The sequence below is a fragment of the Streptomyces cellostaticus genome, assembly GCF_001513965.1.
GTDB classification, from domain to species: Bacteria; Actinomycetota; Actinomycetes; order Streptomycetales; family Streptomycetaceae; genus Streptomyces; species Streptomyces cellostaticus.
Genome location: NZ_KQ948015.1, coordinates 804,166 through 827,550 on the forward strand (window position 1 = coordinate 804,166; position 23,385 = coordinate 827,550).

General features: G+C 71.2%; 17 protein-coding genes and 4 pseudogenes. 12 read left to right on the forward strand and 9 right to left on the reverse strand.

All coding sequences use genetic code 11. The features are described from left to right. Window positions 1–4: 4 nt before the first annotated feature. Together AQI88_RS03480 and AQI88_RS03485 are read right to left on the reverse strand one after the other, a co-directional pair. Window positions 5–682: a BPL-N domain-containing protein gene (locus AQI88_RS03480; protein ID WP_066991421.1), complete on the reverse strand. Its 678-nt coding sequence runs from the start codon at window positions 680–682 to the stop codon at window positions 5–7. After that, window positions 679–4,710, reverse strand: a complete 4,032-nt coding sequence (locus AQI88_RS03485) for a Pls/PosA family non-ribosomal peptide synthetase (RefSeq protein ID WP_079057368.1) — start codon at window positions 4,708–4,710, stop codon at window positions 679–681. The genes AQI88_RS03480 and AQI88_RS03485 overlap by 4 nt, the downstream gene beginning before the upstream one ends. A 188-nt stretch (window positions 4,711–4,898) precedes the next feature. Between AQI88_RS03485 and AQI88_RS03490 the strand changes: the two genes are divergently transcribed. The 3 genes from AQI88_RS03490 (at window position 4,899) to AQI88_RS49000 (ending at window position 7,204) form a co-directional block, all read left to right on the forward strand. Next, entirely contained in the window at window positions 4,899–6,203 is a 1,305-nt protein-coding gene (locus AQI88_RS03490; protein WP_066991424.1) for a sensor histidine kinase, read from the forward strand. Between the two features lie 137 nt (window positions 6,204–6,340). Next, the gene (locus AQI88_RS03495; protein ID WP_066991427.1) at window positions 6,341–6,973 is read left to right on the forward strand and encodes a phosphatase PAP2 family protein; all 633 of its coding nucleotides are present in this window, start codon (window positions 6,341–6,343) and stop codon (window positions 6,971–6,973) included. Window positions 6,974–7,075: 102 nt separating this feature from the next. Beyond that, window positions 7,076–7,204 carry a hypothetical protein gene (locus AQI88_RS49000; RefSeq protein WP_398697090.1) on the forward strand — a complete coding sequence of 43 codons (129 nt, stop codon included), beginning with the start codon at window positions 7,076–7,078 and terminating at the stop codon, window positions 7,202–7,204. Window positions 7,205–7,354: 150 nt separating this feature from the next. Here the strand turns inward: AQI88_RS49000 and AQI88_RS03500 are convergent, their stop codons facing one another. Then, window positions 7,355–8,194, reverse strand: a complete 840-nt coding sequence (locus AQI88_RS03500; RefSeq protein ID WP_066991435.1) for a COG4705 family protein — start codon at window positions 8,192–8,194, stop codon at window positions 7,355–7,357. Between the two features lie 165 nt (window positions 8,195–8,359). Here AQI88_RS03500 and AQI88_RS03505 point away from each other — a divergent pair, with 165 nt between their 5' ends. Then, window positions 8,360–9,445 (forward strand): bile acid:sodium symporter family protein, encoded by a 1,086-nt coding sequence (locus tag AQI88_RS03505; RefSeq protein ID WP_066991438.1) that lies wholly within the window; start codon window positions 8,360–8,362, stop codon window positions 9,443–9,445. Between the two features lie 592 nt (window positions 9,446–10,037). Here AQI88_RS03505 and AQI88_RS03510 read toward each other — a convergent pair. Continuing rightward, window positions 10,038–10,739, reverse strand: coding sequence for a polysaccharide deacetylase family protein (locus AQI88_RS03510; RefSeq protein ID WP_244184032.1), 702 nt, complete (start codon window positions 10,737–10,739; stop codon window positions 10,038–10,040). 576 nt (window positions 10,740–11,315) lie between these two features. Here AQI88_RS03510 and AQI88_RS03520 point away from each other — a divergent pair. Genes AQI88_RS03520 through AQI88_RS03530 form a run of 3 tightly spaced genes read left to right on the forward strand, consistent with a single transcriptional unit; the run spans window position 11,316 to window position 14,538 of the window. Beyond that, window positions 11,316–11,969: a response regulator transcription factor gene (locus tag AQI88_RS03520; RefSeq protein ID WP_066991444.1), complete on the forward strand. Its 654-nt coding sequence runs from the start codon at window positions 11,316–11,318 to the stop codon at window positions 11,967–11,969. Then, window positions 11,960–13,228 carry a sensor histidine kinase gene (locus tag AQI88_RS03525; protein WP_066991446.1) on the forward strand — a complete coding sequence of 423 codons (1,269 nt, stop codon included), beginning with the start codon at window positions 11,960–11,962 and terminating at the stop codon, window positions 13,226–13,228. Before AQI88_RS03520 ends, AQI88_RS03525 begins: the two co-directional genes overlap by 10 nt. Before the next feature lie 38 nt (window positions 13,229–13,266). Beyond that, on the forward strand, window positions 13,267–14,538 hold the full coding sequence (locus AQI88_RS03530) for a COG4705 family protein (protein ID WP_066991449.1): 1,272 nt from the start codon (window positions 13,267–13,269) through the stop codon (window positions 14,536–14,538). Between the two features lie 700 nt (window positions 14,539–15,238). Here the strand turns inward: AQI88_RS03530 and AQI88_RS03535 are convergent. From AQI88_RS03535 to AQI88_RS03540, 3 genes and pseudogenes are all read right to left on the reverse strand, one after another. Beyond that, window positions 15,239–16,267, reverse strand: coding sequence for an IS110 family RNA-guided transposase (locus tag AQI88_RS03535; RefSeq protein ID WP_066991452.1), 1,029 nt, complete (start codon window positions 16,265–16,267; stop codon window positions 15,239–15,241). Window positions 16,268–16,317: 50 nt separating this feature from the next. Then, window positions 16,318–16,581 (reverse strand): annotated as a pseudogene (locus AQI88_RS47420) (phosphatase PAP2 family protein); the annotation flags it as partial. A gap of 157 nt (window positions 16,582–16,738) precedes the next feature. After that, window positions 16,739–16,930: pseudogene (locus AQI88_RS03540) on the reverse strand (DedA family protein); the annotation flags it as partial. A gap of 405 nt (window positions 16,931–17,335) precedes the next feature. Here AQI88_RS03540 and AQI88_RS03545 point away from each other — a divergent pair. Together AQI88_RS03545 and AQI88_RS03550 are read left to right on the forward strand one after the other, a co-directional pair. Then, window positions 17,336–18,547, forward strand: a complete 1,212-nt coding sequence (locus AQI88_RS03545) for an FAD-dependent oxidoreductase (RefSeq protein WP_341849514.1) — start codon at window positions 17,336–17,338, stop codon at window positions 18,545–18,547. 46 nt (window positions 18,548–18,593) lie between these two features. After that, window positions 18,594–19,580 carry an L-threonylcarbamoyladenylate synthase gene (locus AQI88_RS03550; protein ID WP_066991459.1) on the forward strand — a complete coding sequence of 329 codons (987 nt, stop codon included), beginning with the start codon at window positions 18,594–18,596 and terminating at the stop codon, window positions 19,578–19,580. Between the two features lie 343 nt (window positions 19,581–19,923). Here the strand turns inward: AQI88_RS03550 and AQI88_RS03555 are convergent, their stop codons facing one another. Both AQI88_RS03555 and AQI88_RS03560 read right to left on the reverse strand, forming a co-directional pair. Further along, window positions 19,924–20,565 (reverse strand): carbonic anhydrase, encoded by a 642-nt coding sequence (locus AQI88_RS03555; protein WP_066991462.1) that lies wholly within the window; start codon window positions 20,563–20,565, stop codon window positions 19,924–19,926. Between the two features lie 69 nt (window positions 20,566–20,634). Then, a pseudogene (locus tag AQI88_RS03560) lies at window positions 20,635–20,958 on the reverse strand (transposase); the annotation flags it as partial. Window positions 20,959–21,430: 472 nt separating this feature from the next. Here AQI88_RS03560 and AQI88_RS03565 point away from each other — a divergent pair. From AQI88_RS03565 to AQI88_RS42615, 3 genes and pseudogenes are all read left to right on the forward strand, one after another. Beyond that, complete coding sequence (locus AQI88_RS03565) at window positions 21,431–21,988, forward strand: hemerythrin domain-containing protein (protein WP_066991468.1); 558 nt, start codon at window positions 21,431–21,433, stop codon at window positions 21,986–21,988. A 543-nt stretch (window positions 21,989–22,531) separates the two neighbouring features. Next, window positions 22,532–22,696, forward strand: a complete 165-nt coding sequence (locus AQI88_RS45740; RefSeq protein WP_159050292.1) for a hypothetical protein — start codon at window positions 22,532–22,534, stop codon at window positions 22,694–22,696. A gap of 490 nt (window positions 22,697–23,186) precedes the next feature. Further along, window positions 23,187–23,348: pseudogene (locus tag AQI88_RS42615) on the forward strand (histone protein); the annotation flags it as partial. Window positions 23,349–23,385: the final 37 nt, after the last annotated feature.

Sequence of the window (23,385 nt, forward strand, 5' to 3'; positions counted from 1 at the left end):
GGGCTCACTCCCGCCACGTCGATTCCACCAGGTCGCGGGCCAGGTCCAGGGTGTGGTGCACGGGCAGGCCGTGGTCGGTGTACCAGTCGTCCGTGGCCTCGGGGTGTGGCCCTGCGACGGCCACCCGGCCCGCACCGAAGCGGGCCACCACAGCGGCGGGCGCGCCGTTGTCGTAGCGGGCGAGGATCCGCGCGCCGGCGTCCTCGTGGAGGACGAAGACGGGGCCGTCCTGGAAGTACACGCTGCGCGGGGACCCCCGCCAGGTCACACGTACCACGGTGGAGCCCTCGTCGTGGACCGTCGCCCCCGGCGTGGCGACGTACTGGTCGGTGTCGCCGGGCAGGAGGCCGAAGCCCGGTGTGGCTCCGGCGAGATAGCCGCCCAGGCAGAAGCCCAGGTAGTGCCCGCCGCCGTGGACGAAGTCCCGGACCGCCCGGCGCTGCGGCCGCAGGATGCGGTAGGCGGAGTCGAGTGTGCCGCCGCCGGGCTGGGCGTACAGCACGGCCGGGGACAGCGATGCGGCCGAGAGCGGGAGCGTCTCGTGTGGCCCGGTGTAGCGGACGTCCAGGTTCCACGGTCCAAAGGCCAGGAGGTCCGCGACCGCCTCCGGGCAGCCGGGCAGGGCGGCCGGCCCGCGGTAGACGAGGGCCAGCGGGCGGCGTGCCCCGGACGGATTCGTCATGGCCGGTGCCTCCCGGCCGGTTCCCCCGCCGACGGCAGCGCCGGCCCGGTGCAGCCCTCGGCCGGCAGGCCCTGCCAGTTTGTGCCGTCGGGCAGGTGTTCCCCCTTCATGACCAGGGACAGTGCGCCGAGCCGGACCCGGGCGCCGACCACGGCGTCGTACAGCACCACCGTGCGCGGGCCGACGCTGGCACCGGGGCCCACGCGCACGGTGGACATCTTCATCACCCGGTCCTCGAAGAGGTGCGTCTGCAGGGAGACGTGCATGCCGATCGCGGCATCGTCGCCCACGTCCACCAGGTCGAACTCGGTCAGGTACGTGGTGCCGATCCAGGTGCGCCGGCCGATGCGGGCGCCGAACAGGCGCAGTACGGGCGGCAGGAAGGGGGTTCCCACCAGGGCGCCGACGCCCGCGGGTACCGCGGCGGCCTCGAACAGGCCGGTGACGAACTCGGTCCGGCGGACGAACAGGCTCCACAGGGGTTCGACACACGGCCGGTACCGTCCGGCCACCGCCCACTTGGCCAGCGCGCAGCACCCGACGACGGCAGCCGTGGCACCCATGGCGAGCAGCGGGGACACCAGTAGCGTGGCCCCCGGCCCGGTGCGGCGGGCCAGGTGGGACAGCGCCAGCAGGTACCCGGAGCCGCCGGCGGCGAGCAGCGTGGCGGGCAGGGTGGCGCGGAAGAACTCGACGGCCAGGCGGCCGAGTACGGCCCCGCGGGTCGGCCGGAACGTCAGATGCTCCGGGTAGCGTCCGCTGTCCTGGCGCACCGGCAGCCGTAGCGCGGGCGAGCCCAGCCAGGTACTACCGGCCGGCACCCGGCCGGCGGGCGGCACGCTGCCGACACCGACCAGGCAGCCCGGGCCGAGCCTGGTACCTGCGGGCACGAGTGCCGCGTTCCCGACGAAGGCGCGCTCGCCCACCTCGGCGGGTGCGACGGCCATGCGGCCGCCGGCGAACGCGGCGACGCCGACACCGGCCATGTCCGCGACGAAACTGCCGTCGCGGAGGGTGAGCAGGTCCGGGTCGATGTGGGCCACGGTGGACACCTCGGCACCGCGACCGACCCGTGCCCCAAGGAGCCGCAGCCAGGGGGCGGTGTAGAGGGTGGCGTACAGCGAATTGGTCAGGGCCAGGCTCTCCTCCAGGAGCTTGTCCGCAATCCACTTGCGCACTCCGAGCCCCGACCGTACGCGGTGTACACCCACCGGCGTCCTGCGCAGCACCGCCCGCCTGCCCAGGCCGACGATCAGGCACACCGTGGCCACGAAGACGGGCCCGAACAGCGCGGCCGCGGCGGGCTCACCGCGCCGCCACGCCCACCAGCACAGGGCGGCGCCCGGCGCCGCCGCGACCACGGGCACCGCTTCCAGCAGGACCAGGCCCAGCAGGGTGGCGGCCACGACCCCTGGCCGCCGGCGGTCCGCCGAACGCGGGGCGTTCAGCAGTGACTCGGCGAGCGGCGAGAGAGCCTCGACGGGCCGGGCGGGCGATCCGGCCCGTCGGTTTCCGGCGGGGATCGTCTCGCCCGGTCCCGCCAGGGACTGCTCGCCGAGCGCGGCGCCGGGGCCCAGCTCGGCACCCGGTGCGCAGACAGCGCCCGCGCCGACGTACGCCCGCGTCCCGACGGTGATCGGAGCGACCGTGACCCATCCGTCGGTGACCTGCCAGGGGCGAAGGACCGCTCCGTAGCCGATCGCCGCGTCACCGCCGATGTGCAACAGCGCCGGCAGGCCGATCACACTCGTGGCGATGGTGGTGCGCGGGCCGACCCGCGCCCCCAGCAGTCGCAAGTACGGGCCCATCAGCGCGGACCCGCTGAGCACCCGTAGCGGGCTCACACCGAGCAGCAGCACGTCGAGCGTCCACAGCCGCAGGTAGGTGGCCCCCCACAGCGGGTACCGGCCGGGCCTGATCCCGGCTGCCAGTGGCCGGGCGAGCAGGACGGGGGCGAGCCAGCGTACGGCCGTGTAGCCGGCCAGTACGGCGAGCGCCGGTGTGGCCGCGCCCGAGGCCGACAGCCGACCGTGATGGCCCGCGTACGAGAGGACCAGCGGGGTGGTGAGCAGCAGCAGGAGGGAGTAGAGCGCCGCCGCCTGGGTCAGCCCCGCCCGTGCGATCCGCGCCCGGCCGTGCCTCAGCGGCGGCTCGTGACGGTGCTGTACCGCCTGGCCGTCGCGCCGCTGTGCGCACAGGTGGGCCGTGAAGGTCCGGACGGTGGGGTTCTCGTACAGGTCGCGCAGCGTCGGGCTGCTGCCGTGGCCCTCTTCCCGCAGCAGCGACACGGCGTGGGCCGCGAGCAGGGAATGCCCGCCGAGGTCGGTGAAGAAGTCGGCCTCGGCCGACACCTCCTCGGGAGATACACCGAGCGCGCGGGCCCAGGCGTCCCGCACTCGCGCCTCCCTCTCGTCGCGGACCGGAGCCACGCGGCCGGACGGCGCGAGGCGGCGTCCGGACGGCCGGGGCAGCCGCGACCGGGCGGTCTTGCCGCTCGGCGAGAGCGGCAGCCGGTCGAGGAAGTCCAGCGTCTCCGGGACCATGTAGGCGGGCAGCGCACGCCGCAGGTGTTCACGCAGCCGGACGGCCAGCGCCGCCTCGTCGGCTTTGCCGCCGTCGGCCCGCACGACGTACCCGGCCAGGGCCTGCTTCTCCCCGCCGTCGCGCGGGACGAGCGCCGCGGCCGCCTGCGCGACGTCCGGGTCCTCCATCAGAACGCTCTCGATCTCCTCCAGCGACACCCGGTAACCGCGGATCTTCACCTCCGCGTCGGCGCGGCCGAGATACTCGATCTCGCCCTGCGCGGTCATCCTGCCGAGATCCCCGGTGCGGTACAGGCGCCCGCCCCCGGGTGCGAGGGCGTGACGGATGAAGCGTTCGGCGGTCAGGTCCGGGCGGCCGACGTAGCCCCGGGCGATCCCCGGCCCGCCCAGACAGATCTCCCCGACGGCCCCCCGCGGCACGGGCTCGCGCCGCTCGTCGAGGAGGACCACCGTGTACGTCGGCACGGGGCGGCCGATGGTCACCGGACGCTCCGGACGCAGCTCCTGCACGGTGGCGGTGACGGTCGTCTCGGTGGGCCCGTAGGTGTTGAGGATGCGCCGCCCCGGCCTGCTCCAGCGTTCGACCAGCGCGGCGGGGCATGCCTCGCCGCCGACGAAGATGCTGCGCAGACGTGGCAGGTCCCCCGGGATGGTCGCGAGCAGCGTGGGCACGCAGTACAGGGCGGTCACCCCGTGCCGGTCCAGGAAGTCGGCGAGTTCGGCGCCCAGCCGTGCGGGGCCCGACGGACCGGCGATCAGCGTGGCACCGGCTGCCCAGGTGGGCCAGATCTCCTCGATCGAGAAGTCGAAGGAGATGGCCATGCCCTGGTACACGCGGTCCGAGGGACGGATGCCGTACACCGGGGAGACGACCCGCACGAAGTTGTCGATGCTCGACCGGGCGATCTCGACACCCTTCGGTCTGCCGCTGGACCCCGAGGTGTACATCACGTAGGCCAGCGGGTCCGCCCCGGTGTCCGCCTCACGCGGCGGGCGCGTGGTGGGCAGCACGGCCAGATCCCCGGCGCACGAGTCCACGTCGACGACCCCGCACGCCCCGCGCGGCATCGCGTGCCTGGCGTCGGCCGCACGGGCGGAGCCGGTCAGTACCGCCTCGACACCGGCGTCCCGGACCATGCGGGCCACCCGGTCGGCGGGCGCTTCCGGATCGACCGGCACGAACGCCGCACCCGCCTTGCACACGCCGAGCAGGCTCGCGTACATCTCCACGGACCTCGGCAGGAGCAGAGCCACGCGGCTGTCCGGGCCGACGCCGAGACGGCGCAGCAGGTGGGCGACCTGGTTGGCCAGGGCGTCCAGTTCGGCATAGGCCATACGCCGGGCGCCGCATTCGAGGGCCACGGCGTCGGGATTTCGGGCACAGGCGTCCTCGAAGAACCGCTCCAGACCGGCGACGCCCTCACCGGCCGGTCCCCCGCGGGCCAGGGCCGAGGCGACCGAAGGAGCGGCGGTGTCGGAAGTCATGGCGTTTCCCCTGAAGCGCGGTCCGGGAGTGATGCGGTGGGGAGCCCGGGCGCGCACCTCTCCCAGGCACCTCTTCAGCCTGGAGGGCACACGCTGAGAGGACGCTGAGAGGCGATCCCGGCGCCGCCGTCCGATGGCGGTGGGACGGACGCCGCTTCGCGAGCCAGGCGAGGGAGCATCATGAGGGCATGAGACAGCGCGTGGTGCGAGTCGCCGTCGTCGCCGCCCTGGTCGCCGTCGTCCTCCTCGCCGTCCCCCTGGCCCTGGCCGTCCGCTCCGCCCTGTACGCCGGCCAGCGCGACAGCCTGGAACGAGCCGCCCTGGCCGCAGCCGTGCGGGTGAGTCCGGACTACGCAACCGGCGACCCAGTGGAGCTCTCCGCACCCCCGGCCGGCGGGCACCTCGGCCTGTACGACCCGCAGGCGCGGCTGCGGGCGGGTAACGGCCCCGCGACCGCCGACGCCCCCGTCCACCGGGCCCTCGGCGGACAGGCCGTCCGCGGCCAGGCGGCCGGTGACCTGGTCGCGGCCGTGCCCGTCTCGCACGCCGAGCACGTGATCGGAGTCGTACGGGCGTCCTCCCCTGCCGCTGCCGTACGGGACCGCGTCCTAGTGGTATGGGCGGCACTGCTGGGCGTGGCCGGGCTCGCGCTGACCGTCGCCGTCCTCGTCGCCCGCCGCCAGGCACGCGTACTGGCCGCCCCGCTGGAGGATCTCTCCCGTCACTGCCGCGCGGTCACCGAAGGCGACCTGAACGCCCGGGCGGCCCCCAGCAGCATCGCCGAGATCGACCAGGTCGCCCGCACCCACAACGAGATGCTGCACAGCCTGTCCGAACTCCTGCGCCGAGAACGCGACTTCACCGCCAACGCCTCCCACCAGCTGCGCACCCCCCTCACCGGCCTGCAACTGGCCCTGGAGGCCGGCATCGCCCAGGAGGACGACGCCCAGCTGAGACCCCTACTGGCCGAGGCGCTGGCCGCCACCCACCGTCTTCACCACACGGTGGAGGAAGTACTGCGCCTGTCCCGCCCCTCGGACCGGCCCCGCCGCCACGCTGCCGGAGACACCACGGTGGCACAGCTTCTGCGAGAGACGCAGGAGCGCTGGCACGGCCTGTTCGCCGACGACGGCAGACGCCTGGAGTGCGGCACCCGTGACGCACCCACAGATGTCCGGGTCCTCGGCGGTCCGGTGTCAGAGGTGCTCGGCATCCTGCTGGACAACGCGCGCGTGCACGGGCACGGAACCGTGCGGGTCATCGTGCGGGACCTCGACGACGCCCTCGCCTTCGACGTGAGCGACGAAGGAACCGTCGAGGGCGAGCAGGCCCGGCTGTTCGAACGCGGCCACACCGGCGGCCGGCAGGGCACGGGCATCGGCCTCGCCCTCGCCCGCGACCTGGCCGACTCCCTCGGCGGCCGGCTCTCCCTGACCAGCACTGCCCCGGCCACCTTCACCCTGCTCGTCCCGACCCCCGCGGGACGGTCGTGAGCACATCTGAAAGTCCTCATTCACCCGGGCCGAGGGGGGAACTGTCTTCGTCTGCCGATCGTCTACAGTTCCGTAGACCGTCTACATTTCTGTAGTCGGTCGTTGCTGTCTGTTCACCTACGCAGGGATGGGGACAAGTGATCCTGGCCTTGGACGGGTCGTCCGTCGACGGCTCCGCCTACATGGACGTGGTGCGGCTGGCACAGCACGCGCCCGGCTGGCTGGACGACACGGTGTCGGCCTGGTCGACATACGGGCTCGCGGTGTTCGCCGTCCTGGCAGCCTTCGGCTGGTGGCGAGCCAGACGCGCGGGGGCCGCCGCCGCGGTGACGGCGCTGGCCGTGCCTCTGGCCGTGGTCCTGGCGTACGGTGTGGACGCGGTCCTGAAGCTGGCGGTGCGCGAGGACCGGCCGTGTCAGAGCCTGCGGGTGAAGACACTGGAGGCGTGTCCGGCGCCCGGAGACTGGTCCTTCCCCAGCAACCACGCGGCCATAGCGGCCGCGGCCGCTATGGCGCTGGTGTTCGTCTCGCGCCGTCTCGGGGCGGTGGCGGTCGTGGCGGCGCTGGCGATGGCCGGGTCCCGCGTATGGGTGGGCGCGCACTATCCGCACGATGTCCTGGCGGGTGTGGCCGTCGGCGCCCTGGTGGGACTGATGTCGATGCTCGCGATGCGGCGGTGGTCGCAAGCCCTGGCGCGGCGGCTCACCGCCAGGCGTCTGGGTGTTCTGCTGCTGACCTCACGAACGGTCGTGACGCCGGTCGGCGGTTGATCGTTCGCCGTGGGCCGGCCAGGAGGTCCCCGTGGACGATGACCCCAGGGGCTGCCCGAACGATTCGCACGTACGACCACGGCCTGGGGCCGGCGGAGGAACGTGCGTCCCAAGATCCTGGTTGTCGAGGACGATGACGTGCTGCGGGACGTGCTGCGCCGCGGACCGCACGACGAGGACTTCGGCCTCGTCCTCGCAGGCCGACACGCGCCGCCGCTCTGCGTGGCGTAGGCATCCTCCTATCCGGTCGGAACGACAGGGCGCTCGCCCCAGGAACCGGGACGAGCGCCCTGTGAGATGAGCCGGCCGCCGATGGCTGCCCAGATTCCCGGCCATTGCAGCCAACCGTGAATGCATCCTGAACGCGGGCCGAGTGGCAGGTCAGACCGCCTGTCGGTCAGTACCCTCCAGCTCGGTGACGTCCTTGCGCGTCACGCCGAGGTACACGACCAGCCCCAGGATGACCGCCAGGAACACGCCGCTGGTCACCACGGTGCCCAGCCCGAGACCGCCGCTTCCGGTCGGCTGGGAGAGGTAGTCGCCGATCGACGCGCCGAGTGGGCGGGTGAGGATGTAGACGATCCAGAAGCTCCACACCGCGTCCAGGCCCAGCCCGAAGTGGGCGATGGCGACCGCGGCGATGGCCGCAGCGCACAGGCCGGCCGACAGCCAGTACCCCAGGTCCATGCGCTCGGAGACCAGGTCACCGGCTGACGTGCCGAGGGCGAAGGTGAGCAGGACCGCAAGCCAGTAGAAGGACTCCCGGCGACCCGTGTCGATGCTGTGGATGGAAAGGGTGCGCTCTGCGCGGTACCAGGCCGCGAAGACGATCACAAGGATGACGGCGAACACGGTGGTGGTCGTCTCCAGCGCCACGCCCATGTTGTCGGTGAGGTTGTCGCTGACGAGCGTGCCGACGACGCTGATCAGGGCAACGGTCGGCCAGTACACGCCCGCGCGGTACGCCTCCGTGCGGAACTGGACGACGAGGACGACGGCGAGCAGCGCACTCATCAGCACCGACACGCCGGTCAGGCCCAGGCCCGCCTTCTCGTTCAGCAGGTCGGCCGCGGTCTCGCCGACCGTCGTACACAGCACCTTGATGATCCAGAAGTGGACGGTGATCTCGGGCACCTTGTTCCAGCGCAGCCGACGTCCCGCCGGAGCGGCGGGCACGGCGCCTGCGGGAGCCGCGGAGGTCCCGGCAGTCTCGTAGGCCATGGAAAGCGACCGTGCCAGAGGAGACCTGAACGCATCCTGACTGCTCTGCGGCACCACGCGCGCCGCTCGTCCCGCGTGAGCATCATGGGGGCATGATCCGCTACGTGCCCCTGCACATACCGGCGTTCCTTCCCGCCCCTGCCCGTGTGACAGAAGAAGGACGCCTTGACCACCCGAACCACCGCCCAACCACCTGCTGACCGGGGAACCCACTGGCTGCGACGCCGGCTCGGCCGCGCGGTCGTCCTGTCCTACGCCGCCGCGGTGTTCCTGCCAGGCCCCGGACTGTGGTTGCGCCGAACCCACGCGCTCCCCGTCGGTGCGGCACTCCACCTGCCCTTGTCCACCACACCCCTGCTGCTCTCCCTGGTGCTCTTCGCGGCCGGGCTCCAGGTGCCCCTGTCCGCGCTGGGCGGCCTGCTGCGACGCCCGATCGCCCTGCTGGCCGGCCTCGCCCTGCATCTGACGATCCCGCTGCTGGCCATCCCGGCCGTCGCGTTCCTGCTGCGCCGGACTCCCGACTCCGACGGCGGCAGCGGTCTGGTCACCGCGATGATCCTGATCGTGGCGATGCCTGTGGCTGCCGGGGCCACCGTATGGACCGGCAAGGGCGACGGCGACCAGCCGACCATGGTCGGGCTCGTCCTCGTCTCCACCCTGCTCAGCCCCCTCACCATCCCGCTGGTCATCAGTTCCTTGCTGCCGCTCCTCAGCGACGGCTACGCGGACAAGCTCACCGAGGCCGCGCACACCACCCACGGCGGATTCGCCCTCCTCAGTGTGGTCCTGCCGTGCGCGGCGGGCATCCTGTGCCGCCTGGTACTGCCCGCGCCGTGGCAGAACCGAGCACTCGGCGTCGTCGTCCCCGTCGCTCTGTACGGCTCGCTCGTCCTGACCTACATCAACGCCAGCGGCGCCCTCGGCTCCTTCCTGACCCAGCCGCGCCCGCTGCTGCTCGCCGCCGCACTGGCCGTGGCGACCCTGGTCTGTCTGCTGTCCTTCACGGCCGGCCGCTGCGCCGGGCGCCTGCTGAGACTGGACGCTCCTGCGGCGTCGTCCCTCACGCTCGCCTGCGGCATGAACAACAGCAGCGCGAGCGCGGTCCTGATCACCACCACGCTGCCCGACAAACCCCACCTGCTCCTGCCCGTCCTCGCCTACGGACTGCTGCAGAAAACGGCCGCCGGGCGGGTGGTACGCGGACGACAGCCGCGTACCCACTGCTCGCATCCGCCGGCTCACTCCTCCTGACCAGCGGTCGGGCGGGGCCGCGCAGGCTCACAGTCGCTCCGTGCGCACAGCGCCGGGTCGTAGTATCCCGGCCCCGTACCACCTGCTCGGCACTCTTCAGTCGTCGGTACCCCGCCGCTGCACGGACAGATGGCTGGTCCCTGTCCGCCAGTGACCGTCTCGGCTTGCGGCGACAGGCGCCGCCCTCACGCCCCGGATCGGCTCCGCCTGCGGCGGTGGACCGCCCGGTCGGTTCGACCGGAACATCCCCCCGCCCGACAGGCCACGCACCCGGATTCGTTGTCCTTGCGTCGTCGGCGGCATCCCGGTCCTGGTCGCCGCCCTCGGTCTGATGCCCGGACGGTCTCCCTGCTGCCACCTCGTGGCGGGGCGACGTCGGCCCCTGCCTGCGCGAGCCAGGCAGGTGAGCCGATCTTCGCGCTCACCCACGACTCGACCACCCTGTCGCCCCCGCGGGGCTGCTGGTCTTCCTCGGCTGGACGACACTGGAGGGGCGTGTGGGCGGCGTACCGGCTGCTGTGCAGCGACAGAGCGGTTGGGCCGGCGTATCCGCCACTCGGCGGAGCCGAGCGCAGTGCCGCCCCACGGAGGGCTAGGTGGGCGACGGCCCATGGTGGTAGACGAAGCCGGGTTGCAGGCCGCCGGCCGTGGCGAACATCTGGGGGACGGTGATCAGGACATAGCCGCGGGCCTTCAGCGCGTCGATGATGTGGGGGACGGCTGGTGGGGTGGTCGCGTACCGGTCGTGCAGGACGATGATCGCGCCGGGGCGCACACGGGCCAGTACCCGCTGCTCGATGAGGTGGGGGTTGTGGTACTTCCAGTCTTTGGCGCTGACGTTCCACATGACCACCGACAGACCTTCCGCACCGGCTGCCGCACGCACCTTGGCGTTCCACGCTCCGAAGGGCGGTCTGAACAGGGTCGGCCGATGCCCTGTGACGGAGGCGATCTGCCCCGCCGCGGTCTCCAGCTCGTAGTCGATCCGGGCGGCTGGGAGGCGGGTGAGGTGGGAGTGAGTGACCGTGTGGTCGCCGATCGCGTCGCCGTCCCGCTGCTGTCTCAGTACATCCTTCCGGTACTGAAGAGCGTGCGGCCCGATCAGGAAAAACGTGGCCACGGCGTGCTGGCGCTCGAGTACGTCGAGTATGGCAGCTGTGTACTGGGTCGGTCCGTCGTCAAAGGTCAGCGCGACACACTTGGTGACCCGGCAGTCGACGACGGGAGCCGGTGCGCCGAGCCGGGCGGGCCCGTGGGACAGCGCGGCGGCGGTCGATGATGTCAAGCCTGGCACGGCTGTGCACGCGCCCAGCGTGGCCGCGGCTGCGACCGCCGTCACGCGCCGCCATCCTGTTCCGGAATGCATCACGGTGGCCTCGATCCCAGGAATCGCTTCTCCTGTCCCAACTGGAAGGTGATGGTCACGATCCGGGAATGGGCGGAACCGGACGAGACGCGGTGGTGCTGCGTGCCCTTGCCGCTCGGAAGGGTGCTATGAGCGTGAGCGCTGCCCTTTTTGGCGTGGATGCCGATGTTCAGCGTGGTCCACGTGCGCTTCGTCTCCCGCTGCAGCACCGAAGCACCGGTCGCTCCCCCCCCCCCGCCGTCCTTCGAGGTCCGTCTCCCGCCGCTCCTCGGGCTGCCTGCCAGCGTGAGGGTCGCCGGTTGTCCGACGGTCACAGCCGTCGTCGTGCCGCGTCCGTTCCCCCGGGAGTCCGCGTCCCTGTCTTCTCCCTATTTGTCCCTGACTGCTTGACGCCTCCAGCCTGCGACCGGAGCACTGAGAGGAGGCTGAGAGCCGGCCTGCTCCCCAGCAGGCCGCTGATCAGGGCAGATGGAGAATTGGGACGGGAGTATCTAGGGTCGGCCCGTGGCTTTCATCATGGTGTGTGAAGACGACGCGGCGGTCCGCGGTGTCCTCAGGCGCGCCTTGGAGCACGACGGCCACACCGTCTCCGTCGCCGCCACGGCCGACAGCCTGCTGCGGCAGCTCGCACCGGCGCCCCATCTGGTCGTCCTGGATCTCGGGCTCCCGGACGCCGACGGCCGTGACGTCTGCCTGGCCCTGCGGGCTCGCGGCGTCGACGCGCCGGTGTTGATGCTCACCGCCTTGGACGGCCTGCATCACAAGGTGGGCGGCTTCGAGGCCGGCGCCGACGACTACATGACCAAACCCTTCGACATCCCGGAACTGCTGGTCCGCGTCCGGGCGCTGCTGCGCCGGGCCACCGTGGCGCCCGCACCGCACGAGGTCGTCCTCGATCCGGCGAAGCACGTGGTGACCTACGATGCGGTGAGCATGAGCCTGACCCCGACCGAGTTCCGGCTGCTGGGCCGCCTGATCGCCTCGCAGGGCGACGCGGTACGCCGCCACGCCCTCGTCGCTGCCGGCTGGCCGCACGGGGCGCAGGTCAGCGACAACACCCTCGACTCCTATGTGCGCCGGCTGCGGGCCAAGCTGAGTGCGCTGGGTGTGGCCGAGCGTCTGGCGACCGTCCGCGGCGTGGGCTACCGATGGCAGTGACGGGATTCCGTAAGCGGGTCGTCGCACTCACCGTGCTGATCGCCACCACCGTGGTCGCGGTCCTGGTCGTGGTCTCGCACGTGCTGCTGAGCCGGGTGACGGACGCCGACGCGCACGATCTGGCACGTACGCGCGCCGAGGCGGTGGCGGCGAACGTCACCGCCAAAGGCGGCCGTGTCGTACTGACGGAGAACGGCAGCGAGGCGCTGGACGAGGTCGCCTGGGTGTATGCCGACGGCCGCCTGATCGACGGGAACGTGCCGCCGAGCCTGGTCGATCGCGTCGAGGAGCTGGCGGACTCGGGGCGATCGCAGACCGCGTCGGTCGGCCATTACCTCCTGTACGCGCGGAAGGTCCCGATCGACGGCCACCACGTCATGGTGATCGTCCGGGTGGACCTCACGCCCTACGAGACATCCGAGCAGCGCAGCCTGACCTTGTCGCTGGTACTGGGCGGCCTCACGATCCTCCTCGCCGGCGGTGTCGCACACCTCGTGGTGCGCCGCGCGCTGCGGGTCGTGCACGAGATGGCCGCCCTCGCCGACGACTGGGGCCAGCACGAACCCGGGCGCCGCTTCAACCTCGGGATCCCCCGCGACGAGTTCGGGGAACTGGGGCGGACCCTGGACCATCTCCTGGAGCGCGTCGACAACGCGCTGGCGGACGAGCGCCGGCTCACCGATGAGATCGCCCACGAGCTGCGGACACCGCTCACGGTCCTGCGGGCCGAGGCGCAGCTGGCGCAGCTGTCCGGCGAGCCGGTGCCGACGGAGGCGGTGCTGGGCGAGGTCGACCGCCTCGATGCCGCGATCACGACGCTTCTGCGCGCCGCGCGCGCACGGACGGACAAGGGGACCCGGTGCAATCTGCGCTCCGCCGCGCGGCAGGCGATCGCCGGCCGCGCGGTCGAGGTCGCCATTCCCTCGGAGGTCGAGGTCGCCGTGGCGGCCGACGTCGCCGTGTCGCTGCTGTCACCCCTCCTGGAGAACGGCCTGCGGCATGCGCGGTCGCGTGTGTGGATCACCGCGCGCAACCAGGGCGAGGCCATCGTGGTCGATGTCCTGGACGACGGCCCCGGATTCGATCCCGCGGAGGTCGACCGGGTCTTCGAAGCGGGTGTGACCGGCGGCGGCGGGTACGGGCTGGGGCTGCCTGTGGTGAGGCGCATCGCCGCCTCGGCCGGTGTGGAGGTCCGCGCGATCGCGGACGGCCGCGGCCACGTCGAGGTGACACTCCCGGCCGCACGTGCGGCCACGTAGTCAGGTTATGTGCAGGTTCCCCGCGTAAGTCTCCCCGCATGACAACGACAACGGAAGCACGCACGCGCAGCGGGCGGCTCATGCTCAACAAGGTCCCCGAGGTCACCATCTGGTTCTGGGTGATCAAGGTCCTGTGCACGACCGTCGGTGAGAGCTTCGCCGACTGGATCAACATGAAGCTGGGCGTCGGCCTGGTGAACACGGCCTGGATCTTCACCGCGGTGTTCGTGGTGGTCCTGGCCGTCCAGCTGCGGCTGAAGCGGTACGTTCCGTTCCCCTACTGGCTGACCGTGGTCATTGTCAGCGTCACGGGCACCCTGTACACCGACATCCTGACCGACCAGCTGAACGTGCCGCTGTGGATCAGTTCCGCGGTCTTCTCGGTGCTGCTCGCGGTGGTCTTCGGCGTGTGGTGGGCGCGTGAGCGCACGCTGTCGATCCACTCGGTCACCACGCTGCCACGTGAGTCGTTCTACTGGCTCGCCGTCCTCGTCACCTTCGCGCTCGGCACCGCGACCGGCGACTGGACCCTGGAGCTGACCGGCTGGAGCCCGGGCGTCTCGGTGTTGCTGCCGCTCGGCCTCATCGCGGCGATCACGGCCCTGTGGAGGTTTGGCGCGAACCCGGTGCTGTCCTTCTGGCTCGCCTACATCCTGACCCGCCCGCTGGGCGCCAACATCGGCGACTGGCTCGCCTCCCCCAAGGTCGCCCAGCCGGGCGAACCGACCGGTCTCGACCTGGGCACCTTCACCACCAGTCTGATCTTCCTCGGCCTGATCCTGGCGACGGTGGTCTACCTGACGGTGACGCGCTCGGACGTGACCGAGACCTACGAGGCTGCCCACGTCGCACAGGTCACCGGCGACCCGCGCAAGGAGCGCGTCGCGTTGGCCGGCTTCGGCCTGCTGGCCGTCGCCACCACGGGCCTGCTGGTCTGGGCCCACGGCCAGCCGCACGTCGGCCCGGCGCCGGAGACCGACAACACCTCCGCAGTCCAGATGGCTCCCGGCCAGGCGGTGAAGAAGTTCCCGCCTGCCAAGGTCTCCGCGCTGCGGACCCTCGCCTCGACCTCGCTCAAGGACGCACGCTCGGGGAACGCGACCGGAGCGCACGCGGCCGCCCAGTCGCTGCGTGACCTGTGGGACGCCGACCAGGCATCGCTGCAGCCGCTGGACCAGACCGGCTGGACCTCCATCGACGCCCAGATGGACAAGGTGCTCAAGACTTTCGGCATCGATCACGCGAACCCGCCGATGGCGCCGGCGCAGCAGGAGAAGGAACTGAACGCCCTCCTGACGGACATGGGCTGACAGACCGCACTTCGCCCGGCCGGCCCCGCCCGGCCGACGGGCTCAGTGTGCCGGGCTGTACCGAGAACCGCGCTGCCTCGGCACACACCGGCGAGCCGCGGACAGCACAGGCGGTCGGGGGCCTCCTGTGGCAGCGCGGGCATGTTCGCAGACTCCCGTGGGGCGGTCGAAGCCTGAGTCACTGGCTTCGACCGCCCCGCTGTTGCCCCAGGCTGGCAGTCGCGGTGGTGGCGGATGCGCCAGAAGCAGGCGCCGGTGACCACTCGGACCCGGACCCTGCACACCTGCCTACGCCGGCGCAACACCAGGGCCCGCCACGCCGATGTCCTCGCCGCCCGACGACGCGAACGCGTCCGCAGCGAGAAACGCATCAGCTGGGGGCGCACGCCCTCTCGCCGCGGCAGCCTGACCAAACCGGTCAACCTATGCGGTCAAACCACCGCTAGCCAGCCAACGACGTGACCACCATGGCTGTCACCATCACCGGGCCCTCACCCGGCAGCGCGCGGACACCGCCCCCTGAGTGAGCCCCAGGAAGACCTCGTCGCGAAGGCCGACGGCCACCATTCTGCAGTCACACTGCGCATCCCGACTGACCCCGCGAAGATGCTCTACGCGTTCCCAAAACTGAGGAGGGGCGTTCCAGGGCCCCGCGGCGACATACCCCTGACGTGCGGCTCAGCAATTGTCCGCAAGGCCCCTATAACGGGGGATCGGCGGATACCGTCCTGACCAGTTCGAAGACCTCTCGGGCGGCATATCGCTTGAGGCATCGGATGATCTCACGTCGGGCCTTGCCCTCCTGGGTGCGGCGTTCGTAGTACGCCTGGGTACGGGGGTCGTGCCGCGGCCGGGTGAAGACGATGCGGTGAAGGGCGGCGTTGGCCTGCCGGTCGCCGCCGTAGTTGAGCCGACGCGTGCTCCGACGGCCAGAGGAGTACTCGATGGGGCTGACTCCGCGAAGGGCAGCAAAGGACGCCTCGGTGTTCATTCGCTCGGCGTTGTCTCCCATGGTGATCAGGAGGGTGACTGCGCCGTCCGGACCGATGCCGACCGTTTCGAGTAGCTGTGGGGCGTAACGTTCGACGAGCCGGGTCAGGCGTTGGTTCAGCTCGTCGATCTGAGCGGTGAGCCGCTCGATGCGCTCGGCGAGCAAGCGCAACGTCAGATGGGTGGCCTGGGTCACCGTGTCCTCGTCTCCCCCACCGTCGTGTGGGCCGAGGCGCGCGCAGGTGCGGAACAGCTCGGCGTTGCCGAGGCTGGACAGCCGTTCCCGCAGGGCGGGGTCGGCGATGACCAGCACGGCCTTGAGCTGGTTGATCGCCTGGGTGCGGGCCTTGACCGCGGAGTCTTTGGCGAGTTTGTAGATCCGGGCGCTGTGCACGCGGCCGTCGCTGGTCTTGGCCCGGGCCCGGGCGCGGCCGCTGAGCACAGCCCGCGCGGCGGCCTGCGCATCGAGCGGATCCGACTTACCCAGCAGCCGGCGGGCCGAGCGGTCGGGCCGGTTCACTTCATATACCTCGACCTGCTGCGCCAGCAGGTAGCGGGACAGGCCCGCACCGAAGGTGCCGGTACCCTCCACACCCGCCCGACACACCGTCCCCCGCTTACGGGCCCACACCAGCAGCCGGCGGTAGCCAGCCGCCGTCGCCGGAAAGGGTTCGGTCCCCAAGATCTTGCCGAGCGGGGAGACCACGGCGGCGACATGCACCTCGCCGTGCGTGTCCACGCCCAGGACGACCTCGCGCCGAACGGGAGGATCCGCGCTCGAGGAGGCAGCTGGCTGCGGGCGGTGCGTCCCGCTATGACGGCGGCCAGCACGGCGAGCACGTACGGGAAGACACCGGTGCCCGTGGCGGTCAGCCCCCGCAAGAGCGTCACCGCCATGTCCGGGCGGTGGCCGACCGACCAGGAGAGCAACCCGCGATCCAGGAACAGCGGCGTCCCGTCGCCGCCGACCAAGACCATCGCCAGTACGCCGAACGCGGTCCACGCGCCGAGGCCCGTAGTCCCCGCCAAGTCGGCCGTAGCCCTTCGCCTCATGACGCTGCCGACGGCAGCGGTAGCCACGTGGCGGCTCGGCAGCGGCCACGCTGCGTCAGCGCCGCAGCGCCACTCACGGCCATGATGTCCAGCGGCCCCGGCGAGCGCCGGGTGAGGTCCGTCGCCTCGGCGCGGACCCGAGTGTCAGGGGAGGGGATCATCCGCGAGCCTCCTCCGCCTTGGCGCTGCGGTGGGAACGGTACAGCTCCGAGACAAGTGGCAGCAGCGACACGACGACGATCAGCGCGACGATGGGCAGGAGATAGTGGTCCACGTTCGGAATGGACGAGCCCAGGGCATAGCCGGCCAGGGTGAGCCCCAGACTCCAGACCAGCCCCCCGACCGCCTGGCGCAAATCCGGGGCCCAGTGTGCAGTCGTTACGGTCCGTAGCTGTCGTTGTCGATCTGGCGGTGAGGTCGATCTTGGTGGGCTGCACCGGTTCAGCCGCCGAGGCCGACAAGTGACGAAGGGGGCCTGCAAGGTCCGCGATCATTGTGTTTTCTGCGATTGCAGGTGCTTTGGCTGAGTTCGGTCAAGATGTGCTGAAATCCTGTGCGGGCTGCGGCTGGTGGGGCACACTCGGTCGCGGAGGGGGATCGCGTGCGGTGGGCCGTTGGCCGCCGTGGCGTTCCGAGGTGTCGCGCTGCCCTGGGGAGGGCGGTGGGCTGATCGGTGGGGGGATGTGTGACGCAGTCGCTTCCGGGGCGGCACGCTGGTCACGAGCGGGCGGTCGGCGGGCGCGGAGGGCTTCCGGTGGTGGTGATCGGCGCCGGCCCGTACGGGTTGTCGGTGGCCGCTCATCTGCGGGCCGCCGGGGTCCCGGTGCGGATTTTCGGGGAGGTGATGGACAGTTGGCGGCATGCTATGGCGACGGGGATGTTCCTGAAGTCGACCCCGGACGCCACCGACCTGTCCGCACCCGAGCCGGGCGGACGGCTGGCGGACTTCCGCAAGGTGCGCGGTGAGTCGGAGCTGACGGAACTGACGCCCATCCCGTGCGATGTGTTCGTGCGTTATGGGCAGTGGTTCCAGAAGCGGTACGTCGGTGACGTAGAGCCGGCCAAAGTCGCCGGCGTCGACCGGGACCCAGGCGCTCCCGGGTTCGTCGTGGGACTCGACGACGGCCGGCAGCTGACGGCGGCGGCCGTCGTGGTGGCGACCGGATTGAACGGACTGGCGTACCTACCGAAGGAGTTGCTGCGCCTCACGCCCGAGGGGCCGGCAGCTGGCGCCTTGGTGTCGCACACCAGCCACCACAGTGACCTGTCGCAGTATGCCGGACAGCGGATCGCGGTCATCGGAGGAGGCCAGTCGGCGCTGGAGAGCTCCGCACTGCTGCATGAGGCCGGAGCCCACGTTGAGGTGCTGGTGCGGGAGCGGCGCGTTTTGTGGGGGTCGGTTCCGCGGCTTGACCGGCCGTGGCCGCAGCGGCTGGCGCAGCCTGCTTCGCCCCTGGGGACGGGCTGGACACTCGCTGCGATCTGCGAGGCACCGGGCGGGGTACGGCTGCTCCCCGCTGCCGCCCGGCTGCTGTTGTTCCGCCGGGCGCTGGGGCCCTCGGGGGGCTGGTGGCTGCGCGACCGGGTCGAGGGTGTCGTGCCGGTGCGCACCTCGTGCCGCGTTATCCGCGCCGAGGCGTCCGGCTCCACAGCCCGGCTGGAGATCACCAGGCCGGGTGGTTCGGAACGTCTGGTTGTCGACCACGTGCTGGCCGCCACCGGCTACCGCCTCGACATCGACGCGCTCGCGTTCCTCGCCCCGGCGCTACGGCGCGGTATCGTCTGCGTGCCCCGATCCAAGGCACCTCAGCTGAGCAGCACGTTCGAAACAACCGTGCCTGGGCTGTACATCACTGGTTCGCTTGCCGCCCCGATGTTCGGCCCCATGATGCGCTTCGTCGCCGGAACGGAGTACGCCGCGGCTCGCATTGCCCGCGATGCCTCCCGATGGGTCGTCGCTCCATGAGCCTGGACCAGTCTCCACGGAAAGAGAGGGGTGGAACGGTGGGAGTATGGCCAGCGTGACGGCAAGTACCAGTGATATCGAGAAGGCGGCCGGCGTGCTGCGTGCCGGGGGCCTGGTGGCCCTCCCGACCGAGACCGTCTACGGTCTGGGCGCCGACGCCGAGGACCCCGCCGCTGTCGCGCGCATCTTCCAGGTCAAGGGGCGTCCGCCCTCCCATCCGCTGATCGTCCACATCGGCGGCGCGGAGCAGCTGGACGACTGGGTCCAGGAGGTGCCCGCGGCGGCGCGCCTGCTGGCCGAACACTTCTGGCCCGGACCCCTCACGCTGGTCCTGCGGCGAGGTTCCCGCGTACCCCTCGAAGCGACCGGTGGCCTTCAGACGGTGGCCGTGCGCGTGCCCGACCACCCGGTCGCACTCGCGCTGCTGTCGGCCTTCGGTGGCGGTGTCACGGCCCCGTCCGCCAACCGCTTCGGCTCGGTCAGCCCCACCACGGCGGACCATGTCCGTGCCGAGCTCGGCGACGGGGTCGACTTCGTGCTGGACGGGGGCCCCTGCGAGGTCGGCGTCGAGTCGACCATCGTCGACGCCACCGGCGGTGCCCCGAGCATTCTTCGGCCGGGCGGGGTGACGCGCGAGGACCTCGAAGCGGTGCTGGGGTGCCCGATGGCGGTTCCCTCGTCGAGCCGTGTCCGGGTGCCGGGCCAGCATCCGTCGCACTACGCGCCGCGTGCGCGGGTCGTCCTGGTCGAGCCGGAGAAGGTCGTCGCCGAGGCGGAGCTAGCGCAGGAGCTGGGGCATCAGGTGGGTGTCTTTCTGCCCGACGGTTTGGCCGACACTGCGGTGAAGGTGCACGCCGTGGTGGCCCTCCCCGGTTCGCTGGCCGCCTATGCGCGCGGGCTGTACGGGTTCCTGCGAGAACTCGACCAGCAAGGGTGCGATCTCATCATCGCGTCCTTGCCGGTGGAGGAGGGGCTGGGACTGGCGATCGCCAACCGGCTCCGCCGCGCCGCTGGACCCCGGCCCATCGCGTGAACAACACAGACGCCACGCTCTTACTGCTCAGCGGGCACGGGGGCCGGGCGGATTCGTGGGTGATTCGACTGAGCACCCAGTGGTCTGGCAGGCCGGGCACAGCTCGTGCCGCCCCTCGTCGGTGACAACCGTTCCCCATCCCCGGCACACGTCACAGCCCGCGGCCCGCGCCGGGTCGGCGCGAGGGACGGCGCTGGGCGCGCGGTCGCCTCCGTGAGCCATGACTGCCCTCCACGGGTGATCATGCGATGAACCCGATGGGTTCCTCATCCACGTATACGGGAGTCCTCCGACCACGGCAAACTCCCGCTGAGCAGCCACGGCGCGGCTCCGGCGGGGGCCGTCAGGACGCGGCGGGGACCGCCGCGTCGAGGCCGCGGGAAGCGACGAGCTGTGCACTGCCGTCAGCCAGGCGGTAGCACAGGCCCACCACGGCGGCCTGGCCGGCGGCGACCTTCTCGGCCAGGAGCCGGGAGCGGTCCAGCAGCAGGTCGACGGTGTGCCTTATGTGCTCGGCGAGGATCTCCTCGGGCTCGACCTGTCCGGCGGCCCGTGCTGCCAGCACGCTGGGCGTCACACGCTCGACGACATCCCGGATGTATCCGGCCGGGGTCATGCCGTCCTCAAGGGCGGCGCAGGCCGCGCCGACCGCGCCGCACGAGTCGTGGCCGAGGACCACGACCAGCGGGCAGCCCAGGACATCCACGCCGTACTCGATGCTGCCCAGCACCTCCGGGCCCACGACGTGGCCTGCGGTGCGCACGACGAACAGGTCGCCCAGCCCGCGGTCGAAGATGATCTCGGCGGCGAGCCGGGAGTCGGAGCACCCGAACAGGACGGCGAAGGGCTGCTGGGACGGTGCGATCTCGGCGCGGCGGGTGGCGTCCTGGTTGGGGTGCTCGAGGGCGCCGGCGACGAAGCGCTGGTTACCGGCCAGCAGCAGCTCGAAGGCGTCGCGGGGCGTCGGGGTCTTGATCTCGGTCATGACCGCAGCCTACGAGCCGGATCGTTCGTTGGCAGTGCGTGGATGCTCACAACGCTGACACGGACGCCCCTATAACGGGGGGTCGGTAGAGGCCGTCCTGACCAGGTTGAAGACCTCGCGGGCGGCATATCGCTTGAGGCATCGGATGATCTCACGCCGGGTCTTGCCCTCCTGGGTGCGGCGTTCGTAGTACGCCTGGGTGCGGGGGTCGACGCGCAGCCGGGTGAAGACGATGCGGTGCAGAGCGGCATTCGCCTGCCGGTCGCCGCCGTGGTTGAGCCGCCGTGAGCTCCGACCGCCCGAGGAGTACTCGAGGGGGCTTACTCCGCACAGCGCGGCGAAAGACGCCTCGGTGCTCAGCCGCTCGGGATTGTCGCCCATGGTGATCAGGAGCGTGACATCGGAGTCCAGGTCGTGCGGACGCGGTGTGGCCGGGCGGGGCGCCGCCAGAGTCGGGCGCTGTCACGGGCGACGTCCGCGGCGACCTCGATGACGACGTCGGGCTGCACCAAGTGCAGCGCGCGCTGGGCTCCCCACCCTGCCGAGAACGTCCACCTCGTCTACGGATGCGCGCCCCAAGGCGGGGTCAGTTGGTCGGCCAAGGCACGGCCGACGGCTTGCGACAGTGTGGTGCCGTGGTGCTGCGGCCGACGAACTACAGGCGGCCCGCGGTGTCGTACCGGGTCAGCCACAGCGGATGTACCCAGGCAGGAGTGCCCCTGGCCGTGGACACCGCTGGTGCTCGGTAGGCGTCCGACCGGGTGGACCACACGCAGGTCCACGGACCGTCACTCCGGGGTGGGGCAATGTCTGCTGGACGGGCCGGACCCGGCCCTGACACGACCCAGCGAGAGGCGGATACACGATGGGGCATGGCGGAAATGTGCTCGAGGAGTTGATGGCCGACCACCGGGAGGTCGAGGAGTTCTTCGGCCGGATCGAAGCTATGACCAGGGGGCAGGAGCTGCGTGATCTCGTGGATGAGGTCACCATCGAGCTGGTGCGGCACTCGGTCGCCGAGGAGGAGTACCTGTATCCGGCGGTGCGCGAGTACATCGATGGCGGTGACCGGCTCGCGGACAAGGAGATCGCGGATCACGGCCGGGTCGAGAAGCTCCTCAAGCAGCTGGAGAAGACGGGCGCAGACGACTCCCAGATGATGTTGCTGCTGCAGCAGCTCATGGACGAGGTGACCGCCCACGTCCAGGACGAGGAGGACAACCTCTTCCCCATGCTGCGCCAGGCGTGTTCCCCCGAGGTGCTCGACGATCTCGGGGACAAGGTCCGCCGGGCCAAGGCCATCGCCCCGACTCGTCCGCACCCCTCCGCCCCCGACACCCCGCCCGCGAACAAGCTCCTTGCCCCGGGCGTCGGCCTGGTGGACCGGGCCCGCGACCTCATCACCGGCCGCGGCAGGTCCTGACCCCGCAGCGCCGCTCGCGGGCGGGACGGGCTCCGGGGCGGGCCGCACTCGTTTGGTCCGCCCTGGAGCCGATGTGGTTTTCCCTCTTCCAGACCGGCTGCCAACGCTGGCGCGCCACGAGCGGGGCGGCGCGGCTCCGCGAAACAGCTACGCGGGAGCGATCAGCTTGACGCTGGCGATACCCGTCTCCGGCTCCCTCTCGAGGAGTAAGTGCGGGAGTTGTGGATCGCTGGACTTCGACGTTCCGGGCTGAGTTGCGAGCGAGGCTACTGGTGGCGCACCGTGGAACAAGCTGGGTTGGGTCTCGATGGCCTTGAAGCCTGATCAGGCGCTGCTGAGCCGGAAGCGATCAGGCCGTGACTGTGCACCTCCTGGGCAACCCGCGCGTCGTAGGCGTTCAGGACGGCATTGGTGTTCTCCTCGGACCAGGCACAGATCGCGTGTCCTCGAGACTGTAGCCGTCTTGGTTCACCGATGGGGGGCTCCGATGCGATTGTGTGCGCGGGGGTGCCTTCAGAATCCGAACCGATGAGAGGGGATGTCATGAGTACCTCCGAAGAGAACGACACCCCGCAGGTTGACGAGGAGACGAGGAAGCGGTCCGCGGAGCAGCGGAACATCACCGCGCCCACCCCGCCGGACGTGCGGGCCAAGGGCGAGGACGACGACGAACCCAAGCCTCCGCCAGCCGAGACTCAAACCCCGTAGAGCGCGGCGGACGCTCACGGTGATGGCGCCTGCCGCTGAATGGGCGCGCCCAGCAGGGGGCGCTGAACACGCCCGGCGGCGCAACGCCCAGGCGAACCCCGGCGTCAGGCACCGAGTCCAGCTGTCCTCCGGGCTGCTGCCCGTCATCTGCGCTCATGCGTCACATGCTGTGAATGCCTGCACCCTCAGCGTTCAGTGTGGGTGTGGACGCGCGGCCCGCGACGGGCCATCCCGATCATATGGCGCAGATGCCGGTCGGCGGCGCAGCATCGCCGGAGCGCGGCAACGGCGGGCCGGGGCTGTCCTCGGGCGTTCGGTACTCCGCGTGCGGCTGCTGGCATCGAAGCCCAGACCAGGAAGGGGCGGAGTGATCAGAGCGGCTACTGGCCGCCGCTTCATTCGGATCCTCCGCCCGAGCGGTGTGGAGCCCTTGTTGGCTGACACCCACCAGGCGGAGCATCCGCTCGGCGGCCCTGTGAGGGGAAATCCGATGAATGATGTACCCAAGATCGCTCTTGCCGCCGGAGTTCTCGGCGGGTACGTCCTCGGCCGGACGAAGAAGGCGCGGGTCGCCTTCGCCGCAGCGACCTACCTGGCCGGCCGCCGGTTCGGTCTGGAACCACAGCAGCTGCTGGCGGAAGGGATCAAGAGGCAGGCGCGCCGGTGATCGTCAATGCCGCAGTGCGTGT

Bases quoted from the DNA above. Each gene is read 5' to 3' on its own strand.
- AQI88_RS03555 (WP_066991462.1), bottom strand. From the start codon at position 20,565: ATGACCGAGATCAAGACCCCGACGCCCCGCGACGCCTTCGAGCTGCTG.
- AQI88_RS03565 (WP_066991468.1), top strand. From the start codon at position 21,431: ATGGGGCATGGCGGAAATGTGCTCGAGGAGTTGATGGCCGACCACCGG.
- AQI88_RS03480 (WP_066991421.1), bottom strand. From the start codon at position 682: ATGACGAATCCGTCCGGGGCACGCCGCCCGCTGGCCCTCGTCTACCGC.
- AQI88_RS03525 (WP_066991446.1), top strand. From the start codon at position 11,960: ATGGCAGTGACGGGATTCCGTAAGCGGGTCGTCGCACTCACCGTGCTG.
- AQI88_RS03500 (WP_066991435.1), bottom strand. From the start codon at position 8,194: ATGGCCTACGAGACTGCCGGGACCTCCGCGGCTCCCGCAGGCGCCGTG.
- AQI88_RS45740 (WP_159050292.1), top strand. From the start codon at position 22,532: ATGAGTACCTCCGAAGAGAACGACACCCCGCAGGTTGACGAGGAGACG.
- AQI88_RS03530 (WP_066991449.1), top strand. From the start codon at position 13,267: ATGACAACGACAACGGAAGCACGCACGCGCAGCGGGCGGCTCATGCTC.
- AQI88_RS03490 (WP_066991424.1), top strand. From the start codon at position 4,899: ATGAGACAGCGCGTGGTGCGAGTCGCCGTCGTCGCCGCCCTGGTCGCC.
- AQI88_RS03550 (WP_066991459.1), top strand. From the start codon at position 18,594: ATGGCCAGCGTGACGGCAAGTACCAGTGATATCGAGAAGGCGGCCGGC.
- AQI88_RS03485 (WP_079057368.1), bottom strand. From the start codon at position 4,710: ATGACTTCCGACACCGCCGCTCCTTCGGTCGCCTCGGCCCTGGCCCGC.